The following is a 23,035-nucleotide window of genomic DNA, read 5'->3' on the forward strand; positions in this document are numbered from 1 at the left end:
GGGGAAAAGGAATTTTGCAAAGGTCTCAGTATCTTAATATTGCACTGATTAAGCGGTAGTCAATATTGTTGCAGTATTTATGGTGTTAGTTTACGGCACCAAATATGCCTTGAATTTTTATAGCTCAATTTCAACATTAAATGATTAGGTATCGAATATGAAAAAAATAACCCTAAAATTCACCGCACTTTTGCTTGGCTCAGCTTTAGCAAGTAGTGCGTTTGCAACAGAAAATGGTCAAACTTCCTCAAGTTCTGATTATGAATTAGAGAAAGTATTGATTTTCAGCCGACACGGATTGCGTTCACCAGTGGAAAAAGATCCGCAAGAAATGGCGAAATATTCCCCGTATGCGTGGGCAAAATGGGATGTGCCATCTGGTTATCTCACGGCAAAAGGGACAGTGCTAGAAACCTATTTCGGCCAATATTTAGGACAATGGCTTGCTGATAAAGGATTATTAACGACAGATCGTTGTGCATCGGGTGAAGGTATTTTCGCTTATGCGAATGGAGTGCAACGCACCATTGCAACAGGTCAGGCCATTGTGGCGGGAGCTTTTGCAGGCTGTAATGTTCAACTGCAACATCACGGTGAAATTGGTTCAGAAAAAGATCCAATTTTTAACACGCAGGCGCACAATCCAAGCCAAGCTTTGATTGAATCTGCAAAAAATAACGTTGATTTAACCGCTTTACAGCAAAAATTAGCGCCAAATTATGCGCTATTGAGTGAAATCATCGATTATAAAAATTCACCAAACTGCTTGCAAAAAGGCGAATGTGATTTAGGTGGAAAAGTCGGTGAATACAGTATCAAAGACGGCAAGTCGGTCAAGATTACGGGTTCTATCAGCACCGGGAAGAAAATTGTCAGTGCATTATTGCTCGCACATTATGTGGGTAAGCCTGATTCTGAAATTGCAAACGGTCGTGTGGATAGCCAAGAAAAATGGCGCGCAATTAACGAAATTAAAAACGAATATTACCGCACTTTATTTAAAAACAATGAAGCGTTAGCACAAAATGCATCATATCCGTTATTGGCATTTATTCAGCAGCAGCTAAATAGCGAAAATAAAATTAACTTATTGGTTGGACACGATTCTAATATCGTCGCTCTGCTGGCTGCATTAGGTGTTGAGCCTTATGAATTAGATGGTTCATTGGAAAATATCCCAATCGGTGGCAAGCTGCTATTTGAAGTATGGAAGCACAAACCAAGTGGTAAGCTCAAATTTAAGTTGGATTATGTGTATCAATCTACCGAACAGCTGATTAACACCACGCCATTAAGTTTAGCGACACCACCAAACCAAACAGCTTTAACGCTCAAAGGCTGTGAAAAAGATGAAAAGGGCTTTTGTGATTACGAGCGTTTTCAACAGGTGTTGAGTGAGGGTATTAAGAACGGTAAGAAATAGCATTCATGCAACCCTATGAAAAATACTTAAAAGAGAATTCGCAGAAACTGCGAGTGGATCAAACGGAAAAGCCGGCAAACGTAATGTTTACCGGCTTTTCTCAATATATTCTCAAAATTTTCTTCATCTATACACAATAAAAAACCTGCCCTTTCGGGCAGGTTTTCAATAATGACGGATTACAGGCCGCTCAGACGGGCAGTATCGTGTGCAATCATCAATTCTTCATTGGTAGGAATCACAACGGCAACAGCTTTGCTGTCGGTAGTGGTAATCACACCGGCATTGCCGAAGCGGGCTTTCAGGTTGGCTTCTTGGTCAATGTGCAGACCGAGGAAGCCCAAGTAACCCAATACGCGTTCGCGGATGATGTCGGAGTTTTCACCGATACCGCCGGTGAAGACCAAGGCGTCCAAACCGCCGGCTGCTACTGCCATGCTGCCAATGTATTTAGCCAAGCGGTAGATGAACATTTCCAGAGCCAGTTTAGCGCCCGGATGACCTTTGGCAGCTTCTTCTTCGATGGTACGGCAGTCGTTGGACAAACCGGAGATACCGAGCAGGCCGGATTTTTTGTTCAGCATGTCGGTGATTTGGGCGATGGTCATGTTGGCATTTTCAGCCAAGAAGCTGAAAACTGAAGGGTCGATATCGCCGCTGCGGGTACCCATGACCAAACCTTCCAGCGGAGTCAGACCCATGCTGGTATCGCGTGATTCGCCGTTGGCGACGGCGGTAATAGATGCGCCGTTACCCAAGTGGGCAATCACCATGCGCAGGTCTTTTTTGTCTTTGCCGAGGAAACGGGCGGTTTCATCGGAAACGTAGCGGTAGCTGGTACCGTGCGCGCCGTAGCGGCGCAAGCCGTATTTTTCGTACAATTCATGTGGAACAGCATATTTGTAAGCGTGTTCAGGCATGGTTTGATGGAATGCAGTGTCGAATACGACAACGTTCGGCAGGCCTTTGAAAATGGTTTGTGCAGCGCGCAGACCCAAAAGGTGGGCCGGGTTATGCAGAGGAGCGAGCGGAATACATTTTTCGATGCCGGCGATAACTTCGTCGTCAACGAGGATGGATTCGCTGTACAACTCGCCGCCGCTGACGACGCGGTGACCGATGGCGCCGATGCGGCTGTCGAGGCCGTGGGCTTTGAGTTCTTCCATCAGGGCTTCTACCGCGCCGGTATGGTCTGGCTTGGCAGTCAATTCAACTTTATGTTTTTCGCCGTTGAATTTGAAGGTAATGTAGGCATCAGGCAGATTGAGTTTTTCTGCCAGGCAGCTCAGCAATACTTCGCCGCTGTCATTGTCCAATACAGCACCCTTGAGGGAAGAGCTGCCGCAGTTCAAAACTAAGATTAATTTTTGTGTCATTTTATGCTCCTTGAGGTTTCAGACGGCATTTTTTGTCGGGGCCTGACTGCTGCTCCGGCTATGTTGCACCCCTTGTGGGACGTAGTGGGTAGCGGTCTGAACAGATTAACAAAGTAAACGTCGTATTCTAACAAAAAATGTAATCGGCTGCTTGACTTAATATTTGATGTAAAATGGACGGAATTTTATTTTAGGCCGTCTGAAAAAATGACGGCAAATTTGAAGATTTCCCCGATATGCATTATTTCAGTATCCACACTCAAGACGGCGAACACGCCGGATTTTTTATTATGTTGGCAGACGATGAATCACAAAATCCGCCGCAAAGCGGACGCTTCGCAATCAAGCTGCAAAACGGAGATGTAGCCGAAGCGGCTGCATTATCACCTTTTGAGCAAACCGATATCCCGCAATACTGGCGCGTAGTTAAAGACCGTATCGAATTGTTTTTTGATGATAAAAATATCGGTGCGTTACGCAACGAATACCTGACCATCAGCGGTAAAACCTTTATCCTGACCGATTTGACCGGAGCGATGTAATGGAAAGTATGTTTATCCTTGTCCCCATCAGCATTATTTTGGCCTTTATCATCGGCTGGTTTTTCTGGTGGTCGGGTAAAAACGGACAGTTTGACGACCTTGAAGGACCTGCGCACCGCATTTTGATGGACGACGACTCCACTGAAAAACTGATCGAAAAAGACGAAAACAAAGAATCCAAACAATGAGCCTTAAAAAAGACAATCTGAATTTCCACACGACCCGCCGTTTTGCGCCGCTCTTTGGGACGCAGTTTTTGGGCGCGTTTAACGATAATGTGTTCAAAACCGCATTATTCGTGATGATCAGTTTTTACGGTTTAGGCAAAAACGACTTGCTGCCGCCCAGCCAAATGCTAAACTTAGGCGCAATGCTGTTTATCCTGCCCTACTTCCTGTTTTCCGCGCTCTCAGGGCAGCTGAGCAATAAATTCGATAAAGCAGTTTTGGCACGCTGGATCAAGCTGTTGGAAATAATCATCATGGCAGTGGCGGCGTATGGCTTCTACATCCAATCCGCACCTTTGCTTTTAATCTGCCTGTTTTGCATGGGTACGCAATCGACTTTGTTCGGCCCGCTGAAATACGCGATTTTGCCCGATTACCTCAACGACAAAGAGCTGATTATGGGCAACAGCCTGATTGAATCGGGTACGTTTATCGCCATTTTGCTCGGCCAGATTTTGGGCACCGCAGTCGCAGGCGTTCCGCCGTATATTGTTGGCGGTTTGGTGTTATTGGTCGCTATCGGCGGCACGATGACCAGCCTGTTTATGCCGTCTGTACCCGCTAAAATGCCGGACACAAAAATCGAATGGAACATCATCAAAGGCACGAATTCACTGATTCGTGAAGCGGCGGCCAATCGTCCCGTATTCACGTCCATCATCGGTATTTCATGGTTTTGGTTTATCGGCTCGGTTTATACCACCCAACTGCCGACGTTCACGCAAATCCATTTGGGCGGCAACGATAATGTGTTCAACCTGATGTTGGCGCTGTTCTCCATCGGTATCGCCATCGGCTCGGTGTTATGCGCCAAACTCAGCCACGAACGCCTGATTTTGGGCTTGGTTACCATCGGCACTCTGGGGCTGACGGTCTGTGGATTATTGCTGGTGTGGCTGACCCAAGGCCAACGCTTTACCGAATTAAACGGCATTATTTGGTTTTTATCGCAAGCCCAAACGTATCCGATTATGCTCGTGATGTCGGCCATCGGCTTTTTCGGCGGCTTCTTCTCCGTACCGCTCTACACTTGGCTGCAAACTGCCAGCAGCGAAACCTTCCGTGCCCACGCTGTTGCTGCCAACAACATCATCAACGGCGTGTTTATGGTGTCGGCTGCCATTTTGAGCGCGGTTTTGCTGATGTTGTTTGACAGCATCACGCTGCTGTATTTGATTGTTGCCGTGGGTAATCTTCCGTTAATTGTTTACCTCATCAAACGGGAACCGAAATTTATCGGGGATTTGACCGCTTTGTTGAAAAGCAGCAAATAAGGCCGTCTGAAATATATCCCCACCATGCACATTTTCACTGTTCAATCGCGTGGACAGCTTGTGCATAAATCAGATTACTGTCTGATTTAAAATTAAAAAACACATCTGCCTAAATTTTAAGCACAACTTTACTCCCAAACAAAATGCACATTTTCCCCAAACAAGCGTGTGCAAAGGCTGTGAATAAGTCAGCTTAATCATTGATATTTCAAAGCAAAACAATATTTGGTTAATTTTTGGGCAGTTTATTAAAGGCCGTCTGAAACCTTTTTCAGACGGCCTGAGAGTATAATAACCACCTACCTTATAGTTCCCAAACGATATGATTTACCCATGGCATGAAACCCAATGGCAACAGCTCGCCGCCCATTGGCAAAACCGTCCCAACGCTTGGCTGTTTACCGGCAAAGAAAATACTGGCAAAACCGAGTTTGCCCGCTTTGTCGCGCAAGCATTGCTGTGCGAATCGCCCAAGTCCAGTCATGAACCATGCGGCGAGTGCGCTTCGTGCCATTTGTTCAGCCAAAACACCCATCCCGACTTTTACGAACTCACGCCGGAAATGCCCGAAGGCGAGGAAACGGGACGCAAACTCCTGCAAATCAAAATCGATGCCGTGCGCGATATTGTGGAAAACATTTACCTGACCGCTGTCCGTGGCGGCCTGCGCGTGGTATTGGTACATCCGGCCGAAAGCATGAATACACAGGCGGCAAACGGTTTGTTGAAAGCTCTGGAAGAGCCGCCGCAACACGTCGTTTTCCTGCTCGTTACCCATGCGCGCGACAAACTCCTGCCCACCATCAAAAGCCGTTGCCGCCAGATGGTGTTGCCCTCGCCTACCCATGAGCAGGCTGCGGCATACCTGCGCCAACAGGGCGTGGAAAATGCCGAAGCCTTGTTGGCATTCCACAGCGGCGCGCCTTTATTCACACCGACTCCCGAATTGGATGCATTGCGCGAAGAGTTGCTGACGCTGCTGGCTGCCCCGCGCCTGTTGGCCATACTCGACTACGCCGCCGCGTTCGACAAACAAAAACAACCGCTGGCCGTTTTCATCGACTGGCTGCAAAAGTGGCTGATGGATGTCGGCTTGGCACAACAAAACATGGCGCCGCTTTATTATCCGCACCATGCCCAAGCCCTGCTTCAGACAGCCTCTAAAACCGATTCACGCAAGCTGTTTGCCCTATTGGGCCGTCTGAACGCGCTCAACCCTTACGGATACCATACCTTGAGTGTTAAAATGCAGCTTGAGTATCTGCTTATCGAATATTTAGATTTTTGGCAAAACAAACCCTAACAGGTAATCAATGATGAATAAAAAAGACATTCCGGCGAAGATGTTGGCTTTGCAACTCAAAGACCCCAATCTGTTGTACAACTGCTATATGCCGTTTTTAGAACACGGCGGCCTGTTCGTACCGACCGATGACGTATTCTCCCTAGGCGAAGACATTCTCTTGGCCGTGGAAATCGCCGACTATCCCAAACGCTTCCTGCCAACCAAAGTCGTTTGGATCAATCCGGCGCGCACTTCGGCCCACCGCCCCAAAGGCGTAGGTCTTGCATTCTCCGAACACGAAAGCTGCCTGCAGGCAAAAAACCTGATCGAAGCCGAGCTTGGCCCGCGCCTGCGCAGCGACCGCACTACTTTTACCCTGTAATACCATGTATTTAATCGATTCACATTGCCATCTCAACTTTGACGGCTTAAAAGACCGCCTGCCCGAAGTCTTTGCCAATATGGAAGCGCAAAGCGTCAAACAGGCGCTTGCCATCAGCGTCAGCAAACAAAGTTTTGCCGAAGTCTTCGACATTGCTCAGGCAAACGACCACATCTACTGCACCATCGGCATACATCCCGACAGCCAAGAAGCAGAAGAATTTACCATTGCCGAAATGGTAGAAGCGGCCAAACATCCCAAAATCGTCGGTATCGGCGAAACCGGTTTGGACTATTACTGGTGCAAAGGCGATTTGTCATGGCAGCATCAACGCTTTGCCGACCACATCCAAGCCGCCAACGAAAGCGGCCTGCCCGTTATCGTCCACACGCGCGATGCGGCCGAAGACACATTGCGGATTTTGAAAGAATGCCATACTAATTCCGGCGTGATTCACTGCTTCTCTGAAGACATCGCCTTTGCCAAAGCCGCTTTGGATTTAGGCATGTACATCTCCTTCTCCGGCATTGTGACGTTTAAAAACGCGCCGCTGATACAGGAAGCCGCCAAATACGTCCCTGCCGATAGAATCTTGGTAGAAACCGATGCGCCTTTCCTCGCGCCGGTTCCCAAACGCGGCAAACAAAACGAGCCTTCCTACGTCCGCTATACAGCCGAGTTCTTAGCCAATCTACGCGGCGAGAGTTTAGAAACATTGGCACAAAACACCAGCGACAATTTCTATCGCCTGTTTAAGAAAGTACCCGATGGCCGTCTGAACAATGGCTAGGTCTCAAAGTCTCTAAACATTGGCTCTGCCAATCCGTCATCAGGATTCTGCCTCAAACTCAACGGTAAACTCAAAATGGCTTGAGACAGAAACGCAATCGGCTTGCGCTATCTTCCGAACGGCAGACTTTTGAAGAATGGGAATATTCCCATCAACAGAATAAATAAGTTTAAATTCAAAATATTGCTTTCCTAAGCCCAGCAAAGCGCAAGGCCGTCTGAAAGTATTTTCAGACGGCCTCTTGCTTATTTTACCGATAGGATGTAAAACCTATCCTTCGAAATAAACGGTTCATCGAAACCGTACATCAATCGACACAATATGGACACAAACTCCGAAATGCACACCCACCCTAATTTTTACGCTATGCTGACCGCAGCCTGCCAAAAAAACGGTAAAGGCACAGTCATTTTCAACGACAAAGAAAAAATCAGCTATTCCTCCCTCAAACGCGAAGTAGAAACCGTCGCCGCCTATCTGCAACACGAAGGCGTACAATATGGCGACAGGGTTGCCCTTGTCGTTTCCAACTCTCCCGAATTTATTGCCGCCTATTTCGCCATTACCTCTATCGGTGCGGTAGCCGTCCCACTCAACGTCTTTTTGAAAAGCGAAGAATTTTCCTACATCCTCAATGACTGCGGCGCACGCTTTATGTTCGCCTCCGCGCCGTTGGCCAAAGAACTCAAAAACATCAAAACCAAAACCAAAGTCAATAAAATCATCTGGATTGGTGAAACCAACGCCGCCAGTGGCGATGACAGCTATTTCGATGCCGCGCGTACATTCCCCGGCAAGCCGAATCTGAGCCGTCAGCCGTCCGTCAACGATTTGGCGCACATTATCTACACCTCCGGTACAACCGGCCACCCTAAAGGCGCATTAATCAGTTACAGCAACCTGTTTTCCAACCTTTCAGGCATCGAACAAATTTTCCAAATTTCTCAAAAAGACCGCTTCGTCGTCTTCTTGCCCATGTTCCACAGCTTTACGCTGACCGCCATGGTTTTACTGCCGATATATCAAGCCTGCTCGATTATTTTGGTCAAATCCGTCTTCCCGTTCTCCAACGTGTTGAAACAGGTTTTACTCAAACGCGCTACCATTTTCCTCGGCGTACCGGCCGTTTACACCGCCATGAGCAAAACTAAAATCCCTTGGTATTTCAGATGGTTCAACCGCGTCCGTCTGTTTATTAGCGGCGGTGCGCCTCTGGCCGGACAAACCATCGACGACTTTAAAGCCAAATTCCCGCGCGCCAAATTGCTGGAAGGCTACGGCTTGAGCGAATGCTCGCCCGTTGTGGCCGTCAATACGCCCGACCGCCAAAAAACCGCCAGCGTCGGCGTTGCCCTGCCCGGCCTCACCGTGAAAGCTGTCGATGACGAATTGATCGAAGTGCCGCGCGGCGAAGTGGGCGAACTCATCATCAAAGGCGACTCGGTGATGCAAGGCTACCTCAATATGCCTGATGCCACAGATGAAACCATTGTTAACGGTTGGCTGAAAACCGGAGACTTCGTCACCATAGACGAAGACGGCTTCATCTTCATCGTTGACCGCAAAAAAGACCTGATTATCTCCAAAGGCCAAAACGTCTATCCGCGTGAAATCGAGGAAGCCATTTACAAACTCGAAGCCGTGGAAGCCACTGCCGTAATCGGCGTGAGAGACCAATACGCCGATGAAGAAATCATTGCCTTTATCCAACTCAAAGAAGGCATGAAACTGGAAGAAGCCGAAGTCCGCAGCCACCTGCGCGGCCTGTTGGCAAACTTTAAAATCCCCAAACAAGTCATCTTCCAAGACGAGCTGCCGCGCAATGCCACCGGCAAAGTATTAAAACGCAAACTTAAAGAACAGTTTCAAGACTAAACCGCTGTTTCAGACGGCCCCTTGATTCATGCAGGCCGTCTGAAAATCTGTCATCAACAAACTTTTCAGACGGCCACGACCATGACTACACCTATACTCGAAATCGAAAACCTAAACGGCTCCTTTCCGAGCAAACAAGTTTTGCACGATATCAACCTTACCCTGCAACCTGGCCGCAAACTGGCATTGGTCGGCGAGAGCGGCAGCGGCAAAACCGTATTGTCGCAAGGCATTATGCGCCTCAATCCGATGGTTACCTTTGAAGGCAGTCTGAAATATTGCGGAACCAATCTGCTGACCCAGCCCGAACGCGCCCTGCAAAAACTGCGCGGTCGCGAAATCGGCATGGTGTTTCAAGAACCCATGACCGCCCTCAACCCCGTTATGCGTGTCGGCGAACAAATCGCCGAAGTCCTGTCCCTACATTTGGGTTTGGATAAAAAACAGGCATGGGCGCGCGCTATCGAACTCCTGGACGAAACCGGCATCCACCAGCCCGAGCAAAAAGCCCAGGCCTATCCTTTCCAACTTTCCGGCGGCCAACGCCAACGCGCCATGATTGCCATGGCCGTATCAGCCCAGCCCAAGCTCCTGATTGCCGACGAACCGACCACTGCTTTGGACGTTGCCGTTCAAGCCCAAATTCTCGACCTGCTCTCACGCCTGCAAGAAGACCACGGCATGACCATGCTCTACATTACGCACGACTTGAACCTTGTACGCCGTTTTGCCGATGATGTCGCCGTTATGCGTAACGGCCGTATTCTTGAAACCGGCAAAGCAGCCGAAGTCTTCGCTAATCCGCAGCACGAATACACCAAAATGCTGCTCAACGCCGGCACAATGCGCAAAGTGGCTCCTTTACCTGCAAACCCGGCCACCGTCCTTAAGGCCGAACAAATCGCCTTTTCCATCAAAGAATCAGACGGCTGGTTTAAAAAACGCGACAAAACCATCCTCAACCCCATTTCTTTCGATCTCAAATCGGGGGAGACATTGGGCATCATTGGCGAAAGCGGTTGCGGCAAAACCACGCTGGCGAAAGCCGTTATGCACCTTATCGATTCCGAAGGCAGCCTGATTGTCAACGGCGAGCCATGGAAACGCGAATTGAGACGCGAAATCCAAATGGTGTTCCAAGACCCGTTCGGCGCATTCAATCCGCGCATGAACGTCTTCGATACCGTTTCAGAGGCCTTACGCGTACACGAACCTGAAATGCCGCGCGAAGAAATGCGCCGCCGCGTTCAAGAAGTCCTCAAACAAGTCGGTCTGCCCGAAGACGCACTTGAACGCTATCCGCACGCATTCTCCGGCGGCCAGCGCCAACGCCTCGCCATCGCCCGCGCCATCATTGTCCGCCCGAAAATCCTCGTATTAGATGAACCAACCAGCGCGCTTGATGTCCAATGGCAACAACAAATCCTTGAATTGCTCAGCGGCCTGCAAAAAGAATACGGCCTCGCCTTCATCATCATCAGCCACGACCTCGCCGTGATCCGCGCCATTTCCCACCGCGTGATGGTGTTGAAAGACGGCAAAATCGTTGAAGAAGGCGAATGCGAAAATGTGTTTGCCAATCCAAGCAGCGACTACACGCGCCATTTGATTGCACACTCCGGCCACATGGTTCAAGAGGCCGTCTGAATCTTTAAAGATTACGATAGGCGCATTTCAAAAAAACTATTACCGGGCGGCGGCACTTGAAATTTTCCCTGTCTGCCACTATTCTGAACAACATATTTATTAATCCCGATTTAAAAGGAAACAACATGAGCAGCGAATTGATTATCCACGCCAGCGATGCCAGCTTCGAACAAGACGTTTTGAAATCCGACGTACCTGTATTGCTGGACTTCTGGGCACCATGGTGCGGCCCTTGCAAAATGATCGCCCCAATCTTGGACGACATCGCCTCCGAATTCCAAGGCCGTCTGAAAGTCGTTAAAATCAACATCGACGACAATGAAGCCACTCCTGCCAAATTCGGCGTTCGCGGCATCCCTACTCTGATGGTGTTCAAAAACGGCGAAAACGTTGCTACTAAAGTCGGCGCACTGGCTAAAGGCCAACTGACTGCATTCGTTGAAGCTTCTATCGCTTAAGGTTTTAAGCATATAAAAAGGCCGTCTGAATATTGTTTTCAGACGGCCTTTTTTGTATTCATTAAGCAGCCAATGGTTTCAAAGTCAGGCTGGCATTTTCAGCTTTCACTTTAAACAGCAAATCAATATTCGGATGTTTGCCTGGATTGGCTTCGGCATCGGCAACATGTTCGGCGAACCATGCCAGGCCGCGTTCTGCCGCCGCTGCGTCCAGCTTGCCGTCAAACTCTTGCGCCAAAGCATGGTAAAGCTTGAGCGAGCCTTGCTTGCCGGGCGCATTGGGAATGTGATGAACCACATTGCCCTCTTTATCGAGAATATCCAAGCCGCTCAAATGGTCGATGGCAGGCATGGTGGCCAGATTATCTTGGAAGCTCATGATTGTCCTTTCTGATGTGGGTTTTAAAGCAAACCATATAACAAGGCCGTCTGAAAGTTAATGTTTGACACTTTTCAGACGGCCTTAAACATTTCAATTAACGTGTACCGAAAATCTTATCGCCGGCATCGCCCAAGCCTGGGATGATGTAGCCGTGTTCGTTCAAGTGACTGTCGAGCGCGGCAGTGTAGATGGTTACATCAGGATGCGCGTCATTGACGGCTTTCACGCCTTCCGGAGCGGCAACCAATACCAATGCTTTGATATTGCTGCAACCTTTGGCTTTCAGTAAGTCGATGGTCGCAACCATAGAGCCGCCGGTCGCCAACATTGGGTCAATAATCAGCGCGGGACGTTCGTCCATGCTGTCGACAAATTTTTCAAAATAAGAAACCGGTTTCAAAGTTTCTTCATCGCGCTGCAAGCCGACAACGCTGATTTTGGCAGTCGGAATCAGGTCGAGTACGCCGTCGAGCATACCCAAACCGGCACGCAAAATCGGGACGACGGTCAGCGTTTTGCCTTTGATGCGGTCGCCTTCAATAGAGCCGCACCAGCCGTCAATAATGTATTTTTCGGTTTCAAAGTCACGGCTGGCCTCATATGCCATCAGACGTGCCAACTCGGTGGTAAGCGTGCGGAATTTGTAAGTGCTGCAATCCGCTTCACGCATCAGCGTGAGTTTGTGGCGGACTAAAGGGTGGTTGATAACGGTAACGTTCATGTTGATTTTCCGAATTGCGTTGATGGAGGGGGATTATACTTTTTTTCGCATGGCGCGCAAAGTGCGTATTTATGCGAAAGGCCGTCTGAATCAGGGTTTCAGACGGCCTTTGTCAACAATTTTACATTACGGAATATTGTAGATGATTAAGCTTTCAGCAATTCTTGCAGTTCGCCGGCTTCGTACATTTCCATCAAAATGTCAGAACCGCCGACAAATTCGCCGTTGACGTACAGTTGAGGGATGGTCGGCCAGTCGCTGTATTCTTTAATGCCTTGGCGTACGGCATCGTTTTCCAATACGTTGACAGTCACATAGTCGGTGCAACCTGCCGCATTCAGGATTTGTACGGCGCGGGAAGAGAAGCCGCATTGTGGGAACTGCTTCGTGCCTTTCATGAACAATACGACGCGGTGGGTGGTTACGACTTCTTTGATTTGATCGTGGATAGAGGACATGTGTGTTCCTTTTACTAAATCGGTTGTTCGGGGAAAATCAAATTTCCCGCCATTATACGCAAATTGATGGAATTGAGGGGGTGTTTCTCAACGTCGGATCTGACCGTTGCCGTTGATATAAAATTTGGTCGAAGTCAGCGCTTCCAAACCCATCGGGCCGCGGGCGTGCATTTTTTGGGTGGAAATACCGATTTCCGCGCCCAATCCGAAAACAAAGCCGTCGGTAAACCGAGTGGACGCATTGACATAAACCGCCGCTGCATCAATGCTTTCTTGAAAAAACTCGGCATGGGCAATGCTTTGGGTCACAATCGCTTCCGAGTGATGCGTCGTATGGTCGTTAATCCAATCGACGGCTTCTTCCACCGATTTCACTGTCTTGACCGACATAATATAGTCAAGAAACTCGGTACTGTAATCTTCCTCGGTTGCCAAAACAGCATTTTTAAACATACGCAGTGCTTCCTGATCGGCTCTAAATTCGACCGGATGCACTTTGGCAACTGCTTCTTCCAGTTTGGGCAAAAACGCCTCCGCTATCTTTTCGTGGACAACCAAAGATTCAGCTGCATTGCACACGCTCGGACGCTGCGTTTTGGCGTTCACGACGATATCGACTGCCATCTCCAAATCGGCACTGTCGTCCACATAAATATGGCAATTACCGACTCCGGTTTCAATGACGGGAACTTTCGATTTCTCTTTCACCGTCTGAATCAAGCGCGCGCCGCCGCGCGGAATCAGCACATCAATATAATCGATTGCCTGCATCAATTCCTCGGCAGCGGCATGACTGGTATCTTCGACCAGCTGCACCACATCGGCATCCATTCCCGCTTTTACCAAGGTCTGCCTGATGACGGCAATCAATGCGGTGTTGGAATGGATGGCATCGCGACCGCCGCGCAAAATAATGGCATTGCTGGTTTTAAAGGCCAGAGAGAACGCATCGACCGAAACATTCGGGCGGCTTTCAAAAATCATGGCGACCACGCCCAAAGGCACGCGTTTTTGAACAATCTTCAAGCCGTCCAGATTGGTATAACCGCGGACAACCTGCCCAATCGGGTCCTGCAAATCGGCAACCTGCTCAACACCTTCCGCAATGCCTTTGATGCGTTCATGATTCAAGCGCAGCCTGTCGAGCATAATGTCCGAAATGCCGTTTTCTTTTGCAGCGACCAAATCGCGGGCATTTTCCGCCAAAATCATCTCAGCCTGTTCAACCAAATCCTTTGCAACCTGACGCAGCAGATTGTTTTTTTCCACGCTTCCCAAGCTGATTAACGTTTTACTGGCTTTTTGGGCATTCTTGCCCATCTGTTCGATATAGCTCATCAAACCTCCCTATTTCTCTTGTGCAAACCACGTTCCGATAGGCGCGCCATCTAAAACCTGAAGGATATCGCGCGGATTGGCGCTGTTCATCAACACCATCTGGCTGTGATGTTCAAACATCATCTGCGCGCTCTTAATCTTACTGAGCATGCCGCCCGTACCAAATTTACTGCCCGAGCCGCCGGCAGAAGCAATAATTTCTTCGGTAATATCGGTAACATGGCTGCGCAGCTTGGCATCGGCGTGAACAGCCGGATTTTTATCAAACAAACCGTCGATATCGGACAACATAATCAGCAAATCGGCTTTAACGATTTTCGCCACGACCGCCGACAAACGGTCGTTATCGCCAAACTTGGTGGCATGGTCCATCTCGTCTACGCTGACAGCGTCGTTCTCATTAACAATAGGGATGACGCCGATGGAAAGCAGGGATTCAAAAGCATTGGTAACGTTTGCCAAACTTTCCGGATATTCGACCACATCACGCGTCAGCAGGATTTGCGATACCGTCATCCGATAATGGGAAAAAATCTGCGAGTAAAGGCTCATCATGGCCACTTGGCCGACGCTGGAAACAGCCTGCTGCTGCGCCATTTCCGCCGGACGTTTTTCCATGTTGAGTACATTCAGCCCGAAGCCCATCGCGCCGGAAGACACCAGCACAATTTCTTTGTCCTTACTGACCAAGCTGGAAATGACAAAGGCCAGTTGGTCGATTTTTGCCAAATTGATTTTGCCGTTTGGCAACACCAAAGAGCTGGTTCCAATCTTAATGACAATGCGTTTTACTGCTTCAAAATCTCGTTTCATTATTCTCCTCTGCTTTCTATTTTTATGATTGCACGCGGCATTATTTCAGCCAAGCTAATCCACATCATAACTGCGAAGCAATAGAAAATACAGACAAAATTAAAAATGCTTCCTTTAAAAGCCGTATTTCAGCTTTTATCCGAACCCGTTAACAACAAAACAAAAGGCCGTCTGAAACCCTATTTCAGGTTTCAGACGGCCTTTTACCGATTGTTGAGAATCCGGCCTGCCACGATAAATACAGACCGTTCCCTACAAACGCTTATTGATGGTTAGAAATAATTTTCAGCATTTGCGCCAATACTTTAGGATTGGCCGCAACGATGTCGCCGCTTTCCAACCAGCCTTCATCGCCGGACATATCGGTAACGATACCGCCTGCTTCTTGGACAATCAATGCACCGGCGGCAATATCCCAAGGTTTGAGGTTGAACTCGAAGAAACCGTCCAAACGGCCGGCCGCAACGGCACACAAATCCAAAGAAGCCGCGCCTTCACGACGGCCGCCGGCGGTTTTTGCCAAGAAGTCTTTCAAAATCGCCAGATACTTGTCCATCATGCTTTGATCGACAACAGGGAAGCCGGTACCGATCAGGCAGCGGTTCAATTCGATGCGGTTGGAAACGCGGATGCGGCGGTCGTTGAGCAACGCGCCTTTGCCGCGGGAAGCCATGTATACGTCGTTGCGCTCAGGTGCGTACACCAAAGCTTCTTGCAAAACGCCTTTGTGCAGGAGTGCCATAGAGATGGCGTATTGGGGATGGCCGTGGAGGAAGTTGGTTGTGCCGTCGAGCGGATCAATAATCCATTCGTACTCGGCGGTGGCTTTACCGTGGGAGCCGCCTTCTTCGCAAGTGATTTTGTGGTGAGGATAGGCTTCTTTGAGCGCTTCCACCAAAATCATCTCGGAGCTGCGGTCAACATCGGAAACGAAGTCGTTGAATGCTTTGCTGTCTACTTTGACGGCATCCAGATTGCCGGCGGCGCGAATCATCATTTGCCCTGCTTTACGGGCGGCTTTGAAAGCGGTATTTAAAAACGGATTCATGGTTTTCTTCCTAATTCAGGTAAAATACGCCCTAATGCGCCGAACAAGGCACACAAGAGGCTGTTAATCGTTTCCGATGCTGTTAAAGAACATTTCAGACGACATGGAAAAAGGCCGTCTGAAAACAAAAAGATGGCGCATTATACCTGATTCCCGTACAAACAGAAAACAAAACATGACTTCCGAAAAACCCGCCCTGCCCGCTTATCTGGACAACATCCGCATCATCCTCACGCGCACCAGTCATCCTGCCAATATCGGCTCCGCCGCGCGCGCCATGAAAACGATGGGCCTGCACAAACTGACCATCGTTGCCCCCAATCTGATGGCAACGCCGATGACGGAAAATCCGCCCGTATTTGATCCGGAGCATCCGCAATCGTTTAAATTACCGGAAGAAAGTTTCATCCTCGCTTCCGGCGCGGCAGACGTTTTGGAAAATGCCACCATTGCTGCCTCTTTGGACGAAGCCCTTGCCGACACCACCATCGCCTGCGCCCTGACCAGTCGCCGCCGCGAAATCACCGCGCCGCTGCAAACCCCGCGCGATTTGGTGCCTGAATTACTGCAGGCCGCCAACCGAGGCGAGAAAGTGGCGCTGGTTTTTGGTAACGAGACTTTCGGCTTGAGTATCGAAGAAGTCCAAGCCTGCAACCGACTGATGACCATCAACGGCAATCCCAACTATTTCTCGCTCAACCTTGCCCAAGCCGTGCAGGTCGTGTGCTACGAAATCTTCAGCCAAACCGATTCGCCCATGACCCACCTGCAACAGGAAGACCACGCCGCGACCCACGAGCAAATCAAAGGCATGGTCGCCCACATGGAAAGCGTGATGAACGACATCGGCTTTTTCAACCGCCGCAACGGAGAGCGCCTGATGCGCCGTATGCAGAGCCTGTTCGGCCGCGCCAACACGCAAACCGAAGACATCGACATCCTGCGCGGTTTTTTCAATACCGTCAGCCACCGTATCCATAAAAAAGACTGATTAAGGCCGTCTGAAAACATTTCCAGCTTTTCAGACGGCATGACTGATATTCGGATAAGCATGAATTACGCCCTAGACGCATTATGGTGGAAACTCACCAGCCAACCCGTCCGCGACCTCGCCTCGCTGCTGACTGCGCCGCCTTTGTGGCAAAGCAGTTGCGAATTGAGCGTGCGTGAACTATTGGGGGAATACGGTTTCCGTTACCTTTTGGCATTGGATGCCGATCCCGCTCCGCTGATGGATTACCTCGCCCAACGCGCCCCGTTTGGTCATCGTCTCGGCATTTATGCCGAAGAGCTGCTGGCTTTTTGGTTTGCCAACGCGCCGCACGCCGAACTGCACGCCTACAACCTGCCCGTTTTTTCAGATGGCCAAACTTTGGGGGCTGCGGATTTTGTCGTTTCCCTCAACCAACAGCCCTACCATATCGAGCTGGCGTGTAAATACTACGGCGGAGACCAAGTGCAAAACCTGCGCGGCCTCAATCCTAAAGACACGCTGATGGACAAAGTCGCCAAACTGGTGCAGCAATCCCAGCTGCTGCATACGCCGCAAGGCAAAGCAACTTTAGCCGCACAAGCCCTGCCGGAAAATCCGCTCCCTGCTTCCATCGTGCGCGGCATCGGATTTTTTCCACAAGGTTTCCATGCTTTTGAGCCACCACTTAATCCATACGGCTGGCGCGGCATCTATATTCAAGATTGGGCGGAATACGGGTTTGAACGCCAAGAAGCGCGTTATCACTTGCTCGACCGCATGGCCTATCTTGCACCTGCGCGTATCGCCGAAACCGAAACATTGAACGAAACCGAAATCCTCCGTATCGACCAAGGCTTGATTGCCGTTTTGGAATTACGGCCGGACGGCTTTTGGCACGAAATCGAACGCATCATGAAGGCCGTCTGAAACCCTTTACTAACTTTAAGAGAAACCCATTACATTATGAACGCCGCACAACTCGACCATACCGCCAAAGTTTTGGCTGAAATGCTGACTTTCAAACAGCCTTCCGATGCCGTCCTCTCCGCCTATTTCCGCGAACACAAAAAGCTCGGCCGCCAAGACCGCCACGAAATCGCCGAAACCGCCTTTGCCGCATTGCGCCACTATCAAAAAATCAGCACTGTCCTGCGCCGTCCGCACGCGCAGCTGCGCAAAGCCGCACTCGCCGCACTGGTTCTCGGCAGAAGCACCAACATCAGCCAAATCAAAGACCTGCTTGATGAAGAAGAAACAGCGTTCCTCGGCAATTTGAAAGCCCGTAAAACCGAGTTTTCAGACGGCCTGAATACCTCCGCAGAATTACCGCAATGGCTGGTGGAACAACTGCAACAGCATTGGAGCGAAGAAGAAATCCTCGCCTTCGGCCGCAGCATCAACCAACCTGCCCCGCTCGACATACGCGTCAATACCTTGAAAGGCAAACGCGATAAAGTGTTGCCATTATTGCAAGCCGAAAGTGCTGATGCAGAGGCCACGCCTTATTCGCCTTGGGGCATCCGCCTGAAAAATAAAATCGCGCTTAACAAACACGATCTGTTTTTGGACGGCACGCTGGAAGTCCAAGACGAAGGCAGCCAGCTGCTTGCCTTATTGGTGGGTGCAAAACGTGGCGAAATCATTGTCGATTTCTGTGCCGGCGCCGGCGGTAAAACCTTGGCTGTCGGCGCGCAAATGGCCAACAAAGGCAGAATCTACGCCTTCGACATCGCCGAAAAACGCCTTGCCAACCTCAAACCGCGCATGACCCGCGCCGGACTGACCAATATCCACCCCGAACGCATCAGCAGCGAACACGATACCCGTATCGCCAGACTGGCAGGCAAAGCCGACCGTGTGTTGGTGGACGCGCCCTGCTCCGGTTTGGGTACTTTACGCCGTAATCCCGACCTCAAATACCGCCAATCCGCCGAGACCGTGGCCAACCTTTTAGCACAGCAACACAGCATCCTCGATGCCGCCTCCAAACTGGTAAAACCGCAAGGCCGCTTGGTGTACGCCACCTGCAGCGTGTTGCCGGAAGAAAACGAGCTGCAAGTCGAACGTTTCCTGTCCGAGCATCCCGAGTTTGAACTCGTCAACTGCGCCGAACTGCTACAAAGCCTGAAGGTTGATTTGGATACCGGAAAATACCTGCGCCTCAACTCCGGAGAACACCAAACCGACGGCTTCTTTTCCGCTGTATTGCAACGTAAGGATTAAGGTCGAAAAAAGGCCGTCTGAAATCCTTTCAGACGGCCTTTTTGATAGATTTTTTACATTAAAATTATTAGATACGATAGTCGCGCTCTGCAATAATATACTTTAAGGCATGTATCTCGACCTTTCATCAGAATATTGTGAAAAGCTGGAAAAAATGCTCTATGCTTTGTAAATGTATGTGTTCTCGTTCAAAATTCGCCCGGTCATGCCTCAGGCGATACCCGATACGGACAACGATAATATATAAATCATTTGGTTAAAAATCATGTCGCATATTTATTCTTCCCCCACAAAGCCCCGTTTATTGTCATCGGCCGTTGCCGTCGCCTGCTGTCTGTTGCCGTTTCAGACGGCCTCTGCATACAGCCTGCAAGACATCCTCAGGGACGCTTTAATCAGCGATCCGATTGTGCGTGAAGCCAAAGCCACTCAAGAAGCTGCGCAAAGCACGACCAAAGCCACGCGTGCGCGCCATTATCCTGTCGTTACCCTGACCGGCACGAAAGTGCTGGCGCAACACAATAAATACAACAGTAACGACATGGATGACGGTATCGGCGTGCGCGGCAGCGTAAACATCTACTCATGGGGTGCGATTGAAGCCGCCGTCCGCCGCGACCGCAGCCGCGAAGAATACTATCAACACAAATACACCGAAAGCCAAGAGCAGCTGGGCAGCGATATCGGCCGCCTCTACCTGAGCGCATTGCGCGCAAAAGAAACCCTGATCCTTAACGAACAGACTTTGGCGCGCCATAACGCCCTCATAAAAACCCTGACCACAATCGTCAAACAGGATGCCGGCCGCCACTTTGAACTGATTGAAGCGCGTGCACGCCAGCTGCAAGTAGCCAACATTATCGCCCAACAACGCCGCACCATGGATTTAGCGCTGAGCCGCCTGTCCCGCTATACCTCGCGCCAACTGACCGCCAACGATTTGGAAGATCCGTTTAAAAACGACACGGCGAAATCCATCAGCGAACGCTACAACAACCCTAACCGCAACAATAATCCGTCCTATCAGGCGCAATTGGCCGAACGCGACAGCGTCCGTGCCGATTTGGATGCGTCCAAAGCCGAACGCCTGCCTACCCTCAATTTGGAAGGCAGTGCAACGCGCAACACCAGACAACTTTATTTAAACGTTGCATGGAATGTGCTGGATATTGCTGCACGACACAATGTAGAGCGCAATGCCAAATCATTGATTGCCGCAGAAGCCAAGTCCGAGCAAATCCTGCGCGACATGAACGAACGCGTTCAAACGTCGGCCATCGATATGCAGGAAAGCGAACAGCGCACCGCATTAACAGCTCAACATATTCTTGCTCAAAAAGATGTTATCAAAGCCTATGAAATGCAATTTAAAGTTGCAAGACGTACGCTGACCGACGTTTTGAGCGCATACAGCGAGTTATCCTCCATCGAACAGGATTACGTTGCCGCCCGCAACGATTTCCGCGATGCGGCACTCGACTATTTAAATACTCAGGCCAAAATCTCCGCTTGGGTCGGTTTGGCACAAAAATGAAGCCATATCCGCCGGTTAAACCAAAAACATTACGCGAAAAAATATGAAAGCCATCATTGAACACATCGTTTTAGTGACCCGCCTTTTGGGTGCGCCCGTATCTGAAGCCGCTTTGTCCGCCGAAGTCGTGCGTGACAAAAAGCTCAAGGTCAACTATCACTCGCTGGTCGAAGTCCTGCGCAGCCACGGCTTTGAAAACACCTTATCCAAACGCAATTTGGAAGACATCCCCTCGCTCGCCGTTCCGGTCATGATTATCCTGCACAATGAAGAAGCAGCGGTCATCACCCAAATCGAAGGCTCCGGCCAAGAGCGCAAATACCATATCCGCCAGGTTGACGGCTTGGAACAGGAACTCAGCCACGAGCAGCTCTCCGGTCTGTATTTGGGCTACTGCTGGTTTATCAAACCCAAAATGGCTACCGATATGCGCTCGGAGCTGCCTGAATACCATTTGCCCAAAGCATGGTTTTGGAAAGTCATTTGGCGTTTCCGCAGCTACTACTACCAAGTCATCTTGGCCACCATCATCATCAACTTCCTTGCGCTCGTCAGCTCCCTGTATGTGATGAACGTGTACGACCGCGTGATTCCCAACCAAGCCTATGAAACCTTGTGGGTATTGAGCATCGGCGTGGTCTTGGCGATTTTGTTTGAGTTTGCCGCCAAGATGATTCGCGGCCACTTAACCGATATTGCCGGCAAAAAAGCCGACCTGATCATCAGCTCCGCCCTGTTCCGCCGCGTGATGGCATTGCGTCTGGCAGACCGTCCAGCTTCTTCCGGTTCATACGCCAGCAACCTGCGCGAATTTGAAGCCGTGCGCGAGTTCATGACCAGTGCCAGCTTGTTGACCATCGTCGACTTGCCTTTCCTGTTGCTATTTATCTTCGTGATTTCCATGGTTGGCGGCAAACTGGCACTCGTTCCCCTGACCATCATTCCGATTGTCGTGATTGTCGGTTTTGTCGTACAACGCCCGCTCTCTCGCCACATCAACGAATCGATGAAAGAAGGTTCGCAACGCTCCGGCCTTGCCGTTGAAGCCATCGAAGGCATCGAAACCCTGAAAACCAACAACGCCACATCTTGGGCGCAACAACGTTGGGACGAATACACCGCCAAAACTTCCGCTTCTTCCATCAAAGTCAAAGACACCAGCAACTTCATGGTCAACTTCGCCGTTGCCATGCAGCAACTTAATACCGTCTTCTTGGTCGTTGTCGGTACCTATTTGATTCATGCTGACAACCATGCGGAACGCATTACCATGGGTGCATTGATTGCCTCCGTGATTCTGTCCGGCCGCGCCTTGGCGCCATTGGCACAAATCGCTGGTTTGGCCACCCGCTTCCAACAAGCCAAACTTGCCCTCAAAGGCGTAAACGACATCGTTACCCGCCCTATCGAGCGCAATCCGGAACGCAAATATATTACTTTGGACAATGTTCAAGGCAGTATTACCTTTGAAAACGTATCGTTCAAATATCAAGCCGACAACAACAGCGCCGTCGAAGATTTGCGCCTGACCATCAAACCGGGCGAAAAAGTCGGTATTTTGGGCCGTATCGGCAGCGGTAAAAGCACCATGCTCAAACTGGCCAGCGGTCTGTACGATACCGAAAAAGGCAACGTTACCCTTGATGGCGTCGATATGCGCCAGCTTGACCCCAACTTCCTGCGCGATCAAGTCCTGCTGTTGAGCCAATCGCCACGCCTGTTCCTCGGCACATTGCGTGAAAACATGGATTTGGCGCGTACCGGCAGCTACTCTACCGACCAAGACTTACTGACTGCGCTCAACCGTTTCGGCCTCGATAAAATCATCCGCAACCATCCGCGTGGTTTGGATATGCCTCTGGGTGAAGACGGCTTGGGCTTGTCCGGCGGTCAAAAACAAATCATTGCCCTGGCGCGTATGACCTTGCGTAACCCGAAAGTCGTCTTGCTGGACGAGCCGACCACCAGCCTGGACCAAGCCACTGAACGCATGGCGCTCAATGCCATTGCCCAATGGGGTCGCAACCGTACCATGCTTTTGGTGACCCACCGTCCGCAAGTGCTGCAAATCGTCAACCGCATCATTGTGATAGACAATGGTAAAGTCGTGATGGACGGCCCGCGTGACCTGGTATTGCAAAAACTCATGCAAAACGAACAGGCCAAAGCAGCCAACGTCAAACAACAACAGCAACAAGCTGCCGCAGTCAAACAACAACAGCAACAAGCTGCCGCCGCCCCTCAATCGGCAGCACAATAAAGCAAA

Annotated in this window: 22 protein-coding genes; 15 read left to right on the plus strand and 7 right to left on the minus strand. The window is 50.0% G+C overall.

The genetic code is table 11. From position 1 onward, the window contains the following. Positions 1-157: 157 nt before the first annotated feature. Positions 158-1,423: a histidine-type phosphatase gene (locus HMPREF3047_RS04205; RefSeq protein WP_036490205.1), complete on the plus strand. Its 1,266-nt coding sequence runs from the start codon at positions 158-160 to the stop codon at positions 1,421-1,423. A 179-nt stretch (positions 1,424-1,602) separates the two neighbouring features. Here the strand turns inward: HMPREF3047_RS04205 and HMPREF3047_RS04210 are convergent, their stop codons facing one another. Continuing rightward, positions 1,603-2,799: an acetate kinase gene (locus tag HMPREF3047_RS04210; RefSeq protein WP_070712278.1), complete on the minus strand. Its 1,197-nt coding sequence runs from the start codon at positions 2,797-2,799 to the stop codon at positions 1,603-1,605. A 236-nt stretch (positions 2,800-3,035) separates the two neighbouring features. Between HMPREF3047_RS04210 and HMPREF3047_RS04215 the strand changes: the two genes are divergently transcribed. The 9 genes from HMPREF3047_RS04215 (at position 3,036) to trxA (ending at position 11,279) form a co-directional block, all read left to right on the plus strand. Beyond that, positions 3,036-3,341, plus strand: a complete 306-nt coding sequence (locus tag HMPREF3047_RS04215) for an HLGFF motif protein (protein WP_070712279.1) — start codon at positions 3,036-3,038, stop codon at positions 3,339-3,341. Further along, positions 3,341-3,529 (plus strand): cbb3-type cytochrome oxidase assembly protein CcoS, encoded by a 189-nt coding sequence (ccoS, locus tag HMPREF3047_RS04220; protein WP_070712280.1) that lies wholly within the window; start codon positions 3,341-3,343, stop codon positions 3,527-3,529. Before HMPREF3047_RS04215 ends, ccoS begins: the two co-directional genes overlap by 1 nt. Further along, complete coding sequence (locus HMPREF3047_RS04225) at positions 3,526-4,842, plus strand: MFS transporter (RefSeq protein WP_070712281.1); 1,317 nt, start codon at positions 3,526-3,528, stop codon at positions 4,840-4,842. The genes ccoS and HMPREF3047_RS04225 overlap by 4 nt, the downstream gene beginning before the upstream one ends. A 322-nt stretch (positions 4,843-5,164) precedes the next feature. Then, the gene (locus tag HMPREF3047_RS04230) at positions 5,165-6,145 is read left to right on the plus strand and encodes a DNA polymerase III subunit delta' (protein WP_070712282.1); all 981 of its coding nucleotides are present in this window, start codon (positions 5,165-5,167) and stop codon (positions 6,143-6,145) included. A gap of 10 nt (positions 6,146-6,155) precedes the next feature. Continuing rightward, entirely contained in the window at positions 6,156-6,509 is a 354-nt protein-coding gene (locus tag HMPREF3047_RS04235; RefSeq protein ID WP_003682949.1) for a PilZ domain-containing protein, read from the plus strand. A gap of 4 nt (positions 6,510-6,513) precedes the next feature. Continuing rightward, positions 6,514-7,299 carry a TatD family hydrolase gene (locus HMPREF3047_RS04240; RefSeq protein WP_070712283.1) on the plus strand — a complete coding sequence of 262 codons (786 nt, stop codon included), beginning with the start codon at positions 6,514-6,516 and terminating at the stop codon, positions 7,297-7,299. A gap of 321 nt (positions 7,300-7,620) precedes the next feature. Then, positions 7,621-9,174, plus strand: coding sequence for a fatty acid--CoA ligase (locus HMPREF3047_RS04245; RefSeq protein ID WP_070712284.1), 1,554 nt, complete (start codon positions 7,621-7,623; stop codon positions 9,172-9,174). An 81-nt stretch (positions 9,175-9,255) separates the two neighbouring features. Then, on the plus strand, positions 9,256-10,821 hold the full coding sequence (locus HMPREF3047_RS04250; protein ID WP_070712285.1) for an ABC transporter ATP-binding protein: 1,566 nt from the start codon (positions 9,256-9,258) through the stop codon (positions 10,819-10,821). Between the two features lie 125 nt (positions 10,822-10,946). After that, complete coding sequence (gene trxA / locus HMPREF3047_RS04255) at positions 10,947-11,279, plus strand: thioredoxin TrxA (protein WP_003681479.1); 333 nt, start codon at positions 10,947-10,949, stop codon at positions 11,277-11,279. A gap of 61 nt (positions 11,280-11,340) precedes the next feature. Here trxA and HMPREF3047_RS04260 read toward each other — a convergent pair whose 3' ends face one another. From HMPREF3047_RS04260 to HMPREF3047_RS04285, 6 genes are all read right to left on the minus strand, one after another. Beyond that, a complete protein-coding gene (locus HMPREF3047_RS04260) occupies positions 11,341-11,658 on the minus strand; it encodes a DUF2322 family protein (RefSeq protein ID WP_070712286.1) in 318 nt (105 codons plus the stop codon). A gap of 97 nt (positions 11,659-11,755) precedes the next feature. Continuing rightward, the gene (gene upp, locus HMPREF3047_RS04265) at positions 11,756-12,382 is read right to left on the minus strand and encodes a uracil phosphoribosyltransferase (protein ID WP_070712287.1); all 627 of its coding nucleotides are present in this window, start codon (positions 12,380-12,382) and stop codon (positions 11,756-11,758) included. 146 nt (positions 12,383-12,528) lie between these two features. Further along, on the minus strand, positions 12,529-12,840 hold the full coding sequence (gene grxD / locus HMPREF3047_RS04270) for a Grx4 family monothiol glutaredoxin (RefSeq protein ID WP_003681608.1): 312 nt from the start codon (positions 12,838-12,840) through the stop codon (positions 12,529-12,531). Positions 12,841-12,927: 87 nt separating this feature from the next. Beyond that, positions 12,928-14,178, minus strand: coding sequence for a glutamate-5-semialdehyde dehydrogenase (locus tag HMPREF3047_RS04275; protein WP_070712288.1), 1,251 nt, complete (start codon positions 14,176-14,178; stop codon positions 12,928-12,930). 9 nt (positions 14,179-14,187) lie between these two features. Further along, the gene (gene proB / locus HMPREF3047_RS04280; protein WP_070712289.1) at positions 14,188-14,991 is read right to left on the minus strand and encodes a glutamate 5-kinase; all 804 of its coding nucleotides are present in this window, start codon (positions 14,989-14,991) and stop codon (positions 14,188-14,190) included. Positions 14,992-15,253: 262 nt separating this feature from the next. Further along, positions 15,254-16,039, minus strand: a complete 786-nt coding sequence (locus HMPREF3047_RS04285) for an inositol monophosphatase family protein (RefSeq protein WP_070712290.1) — start codon at positions 16,037-16,039, stop codon at positions 15,254-15,256. Positions 16,040-16,214: 175 nt separating this feature from the next. Between HMPREF3047_RS04285 and HMPREF3047_RS04290 the strand changes: the two genes are divergently transcribed. The 5 genes from HMPREF3047_RS04290 (at position 16,215) to HMPREF3047_RS04310 (ending at position 23,029) form a co-directional block, all read left to right on the plus strand. Next, entirely contained in the window at positions 16,215-17,030 is an 816-nt protein-coding gene (locus tag HMPREF3047_RS04290; protein ID WP_070712323.1) for an RNA methyltransferase, read from the plus strand. 39 nt (positions 17,031-17,069) lie between these two features. Further along, the gene (locus HMPREF3047_RS04295) at positions 17,070-17,939 is read left to right on the plus strand and encodes a DUF1853 family protein (RefSeq protein WP_070712291.1); all 870 of its coding nucleotides are present in this window, start codon (positions 17,070-17,072) and stop codon (positions 17,937-17,939) included. Positions 17,940-17,975: 36 nt separating this feature from the next. Next, entirely contained in the window at positions 17,976-19,235 is a 1,260-nt protein-coding gene (locus HMPREF3047_RS04300) for an RsmB/NOP family class I SAM-dependent RNA methyltransferase (protein ID WP_070712292.1), read from the plus strand. Between the two features lie 304 nt (positions 19,236-19,539). Next, the gene (locus HMPREF3047_RS04305; RefSeq protein WP_070712324.1) at positions 19,540-20,769 is read left to right on the plus strand and encodes a TolC family protein; all 1,230 of its coding nucleotides are present in this window, start codon (positions 19,540-19,542) and stop codon (positions 20,767-20,769) included. 43 nt (positions 20,770-20,812) lie between these two features. Further along, positions 20,813-23,029 (plus strand): type I secretion system permease/ATPase, encoded by a 2,217-nt coding sequence (locus HMPREF3047_RS04310; protein WP_070712293.1) that lies wholly within the window; start codon positions 20,813-20,815, stop codon positions 23,027-23,029. Positions 23,030-23,035 lie beyond the last annotated feature (6 nt).

This window comes from Neisseria sp. HMSC075C10 (assembly GCF_001815615.1).
Taxonomy (GTDB): Bacteria; Pseudomonadota; Gammaproteobacteria; order Burkholderiales; family Neisseriaceae; genus Neisseria; species Neisseria subflava_A.

Excerpts from the sequence above, each read along its gene's own strand:
- HMPREF3047_RS04205 (WP_036490205.1), top strand. The coding sequence starts at position 158 with ATGAAAAAAATAACCCTAAAATTCACCGCACTTTTGCTTGGCTCAGCT.
- HMPREF3047_RS04210 (WP_070712278.1), bottom strand. The coding sequence starts at position 2,799 with ATGACACAAAAATTAATCTTAGTTTTGAACTGCGGCAGCTCTTCCCTC.
- HMPREF3047_RS04215 (WP_070712279.1), top strand. The coding sequence starts at position 3,036 with ATGCATTATTTCAGTATCCACACTCAAGACGGCGAACACGCCGGATTT.
- ccoS (WP_070712280.1), top strand. The coding sequence starts at position 3,341 with ATGGAAAGTATGTTTATCCTTGTCCCCATCAGCATTATTTTGGCCTTT.
- HMPREF3047_RS04225 (WP_070712281.1), top strand. The coding sequence starts at position 3,526 with ATGAGCCTTAAAAAAGACAATCTGAATTTCCACACGACCCGCCGTTTT.
- HMPREF3047_RS04230 (WP_070712282.1), top strand. The coding sequence starts at position 5,165 with ATGATTTACCCATGGCATGAAACCCAATGGCAACAGCTCGCCGCCCAT.
- HMPREF3047_RS04235 (WP_003682949.1), top strand. The coding sequence starts at position 6,156 with ATGATGAATAAAAAAGACATTCCGGCGAAGATGTTGGCTTTGCAACTC.
- HMPREF3047_RS04240 (WP_070712283.1), top strand. The coding sequence starts at position 6,514 with ATGTATTTAATCGATTCACATTGCCATCTCAACTTTGACGGCTTAAAA.
- HMPREF3047_RS04245 (WP_070712284.1), top strand. The coding sequence starts at position 7,621 with ATGGACACAAACTCCGAAATGCACACCCACCCTAATTTTTACGCTATG.
- HMPREF3047_RS04250 (WP_070712285.1), top strand. The coding sequence starts at position 9,256 with ATGACTACACCTATACTCGAAATCGAAAACCTAAACGGCTCCTTTCCG.
- trxA (WP_003681479.1), top strand. The coding sequence starts at position 10,947 with ATGAGCAGCGAATTGATTATCCACGCCAGCGATGCCAGCTTCGAACAA.
- HMPREF3047_RS04260 (WP_070712286.1), bottom strand. The coding sequence starts at position 11,658 with ATGAGCTTCCAAGATAATCTGGCCACCATGCCTGCCATCGACCATTTG.
- upp (WP_070712287.1), bottom strand. The coding sequence starts at position 12,382 with ATGAACGTTACCGTTATCAACCACCCTTTAGTCCGCCACAAACTCACG.
- grxD (WP_003681608.1), bottom strand. The coding sequence starts at position 12,840 with ATGTCCTCTATCCACGATCAAATCAAAGAAGTCGTAACCACCCACCGC.
- HMPREF3047_RS04275 (WP_070712288.1), bottom strand. The coding sequence starts at position 14,178 with ATGAGCTATATCGAACAGATGGGCAAGAATGCCCAAAAAGCCAGTAAA.
- proB (WP_070712289.1), bottom strand. The coding sequence starts at position 14,991 with ATGAAACGAGATTTTGAAGCAGTAAAACGCATTGTCATTAAGATTGGA.
- HMPREF3047_RS04285 (WP_070712290.1), bottom strand. The coding sequence starts at position 16,039 with ATGAATCCGTTTTTAAATACCGCTTTCAAAGCCGCCCGTAAAGCAGGG.
- HMPREF3047_RS04290 (WP_070712323.1), top strand. The coding sequence starts at position 16,215 with ATGACTTCCGAAAAACCCGCCCTGCCCGCTTATCTGGACAACATCCGC.
- HMPREF3047_RS04295 (WP_070712291.1), top strand. The coding sequence starts at position 17,070 with ATGACTGATATTCGGATAAGCATGAATTACGCCCTAGACGCATTATGG.
- HMPREF3047_RS04300 (WP_070712292.1), top strand. The coding sequence starts at position 17,976 with ATGAACGCCGCACAACTCGACCATACCGCCAAAGTTTTGGCTGAAATG.
- HMPREF3047_RS04310 (WP_070712293.1), top strand. The coding sequence starts at position 20,813 with ATGAAAGCCATCATTGAACACATCGTTTTAGTGACCCGCCTTTTGGGT.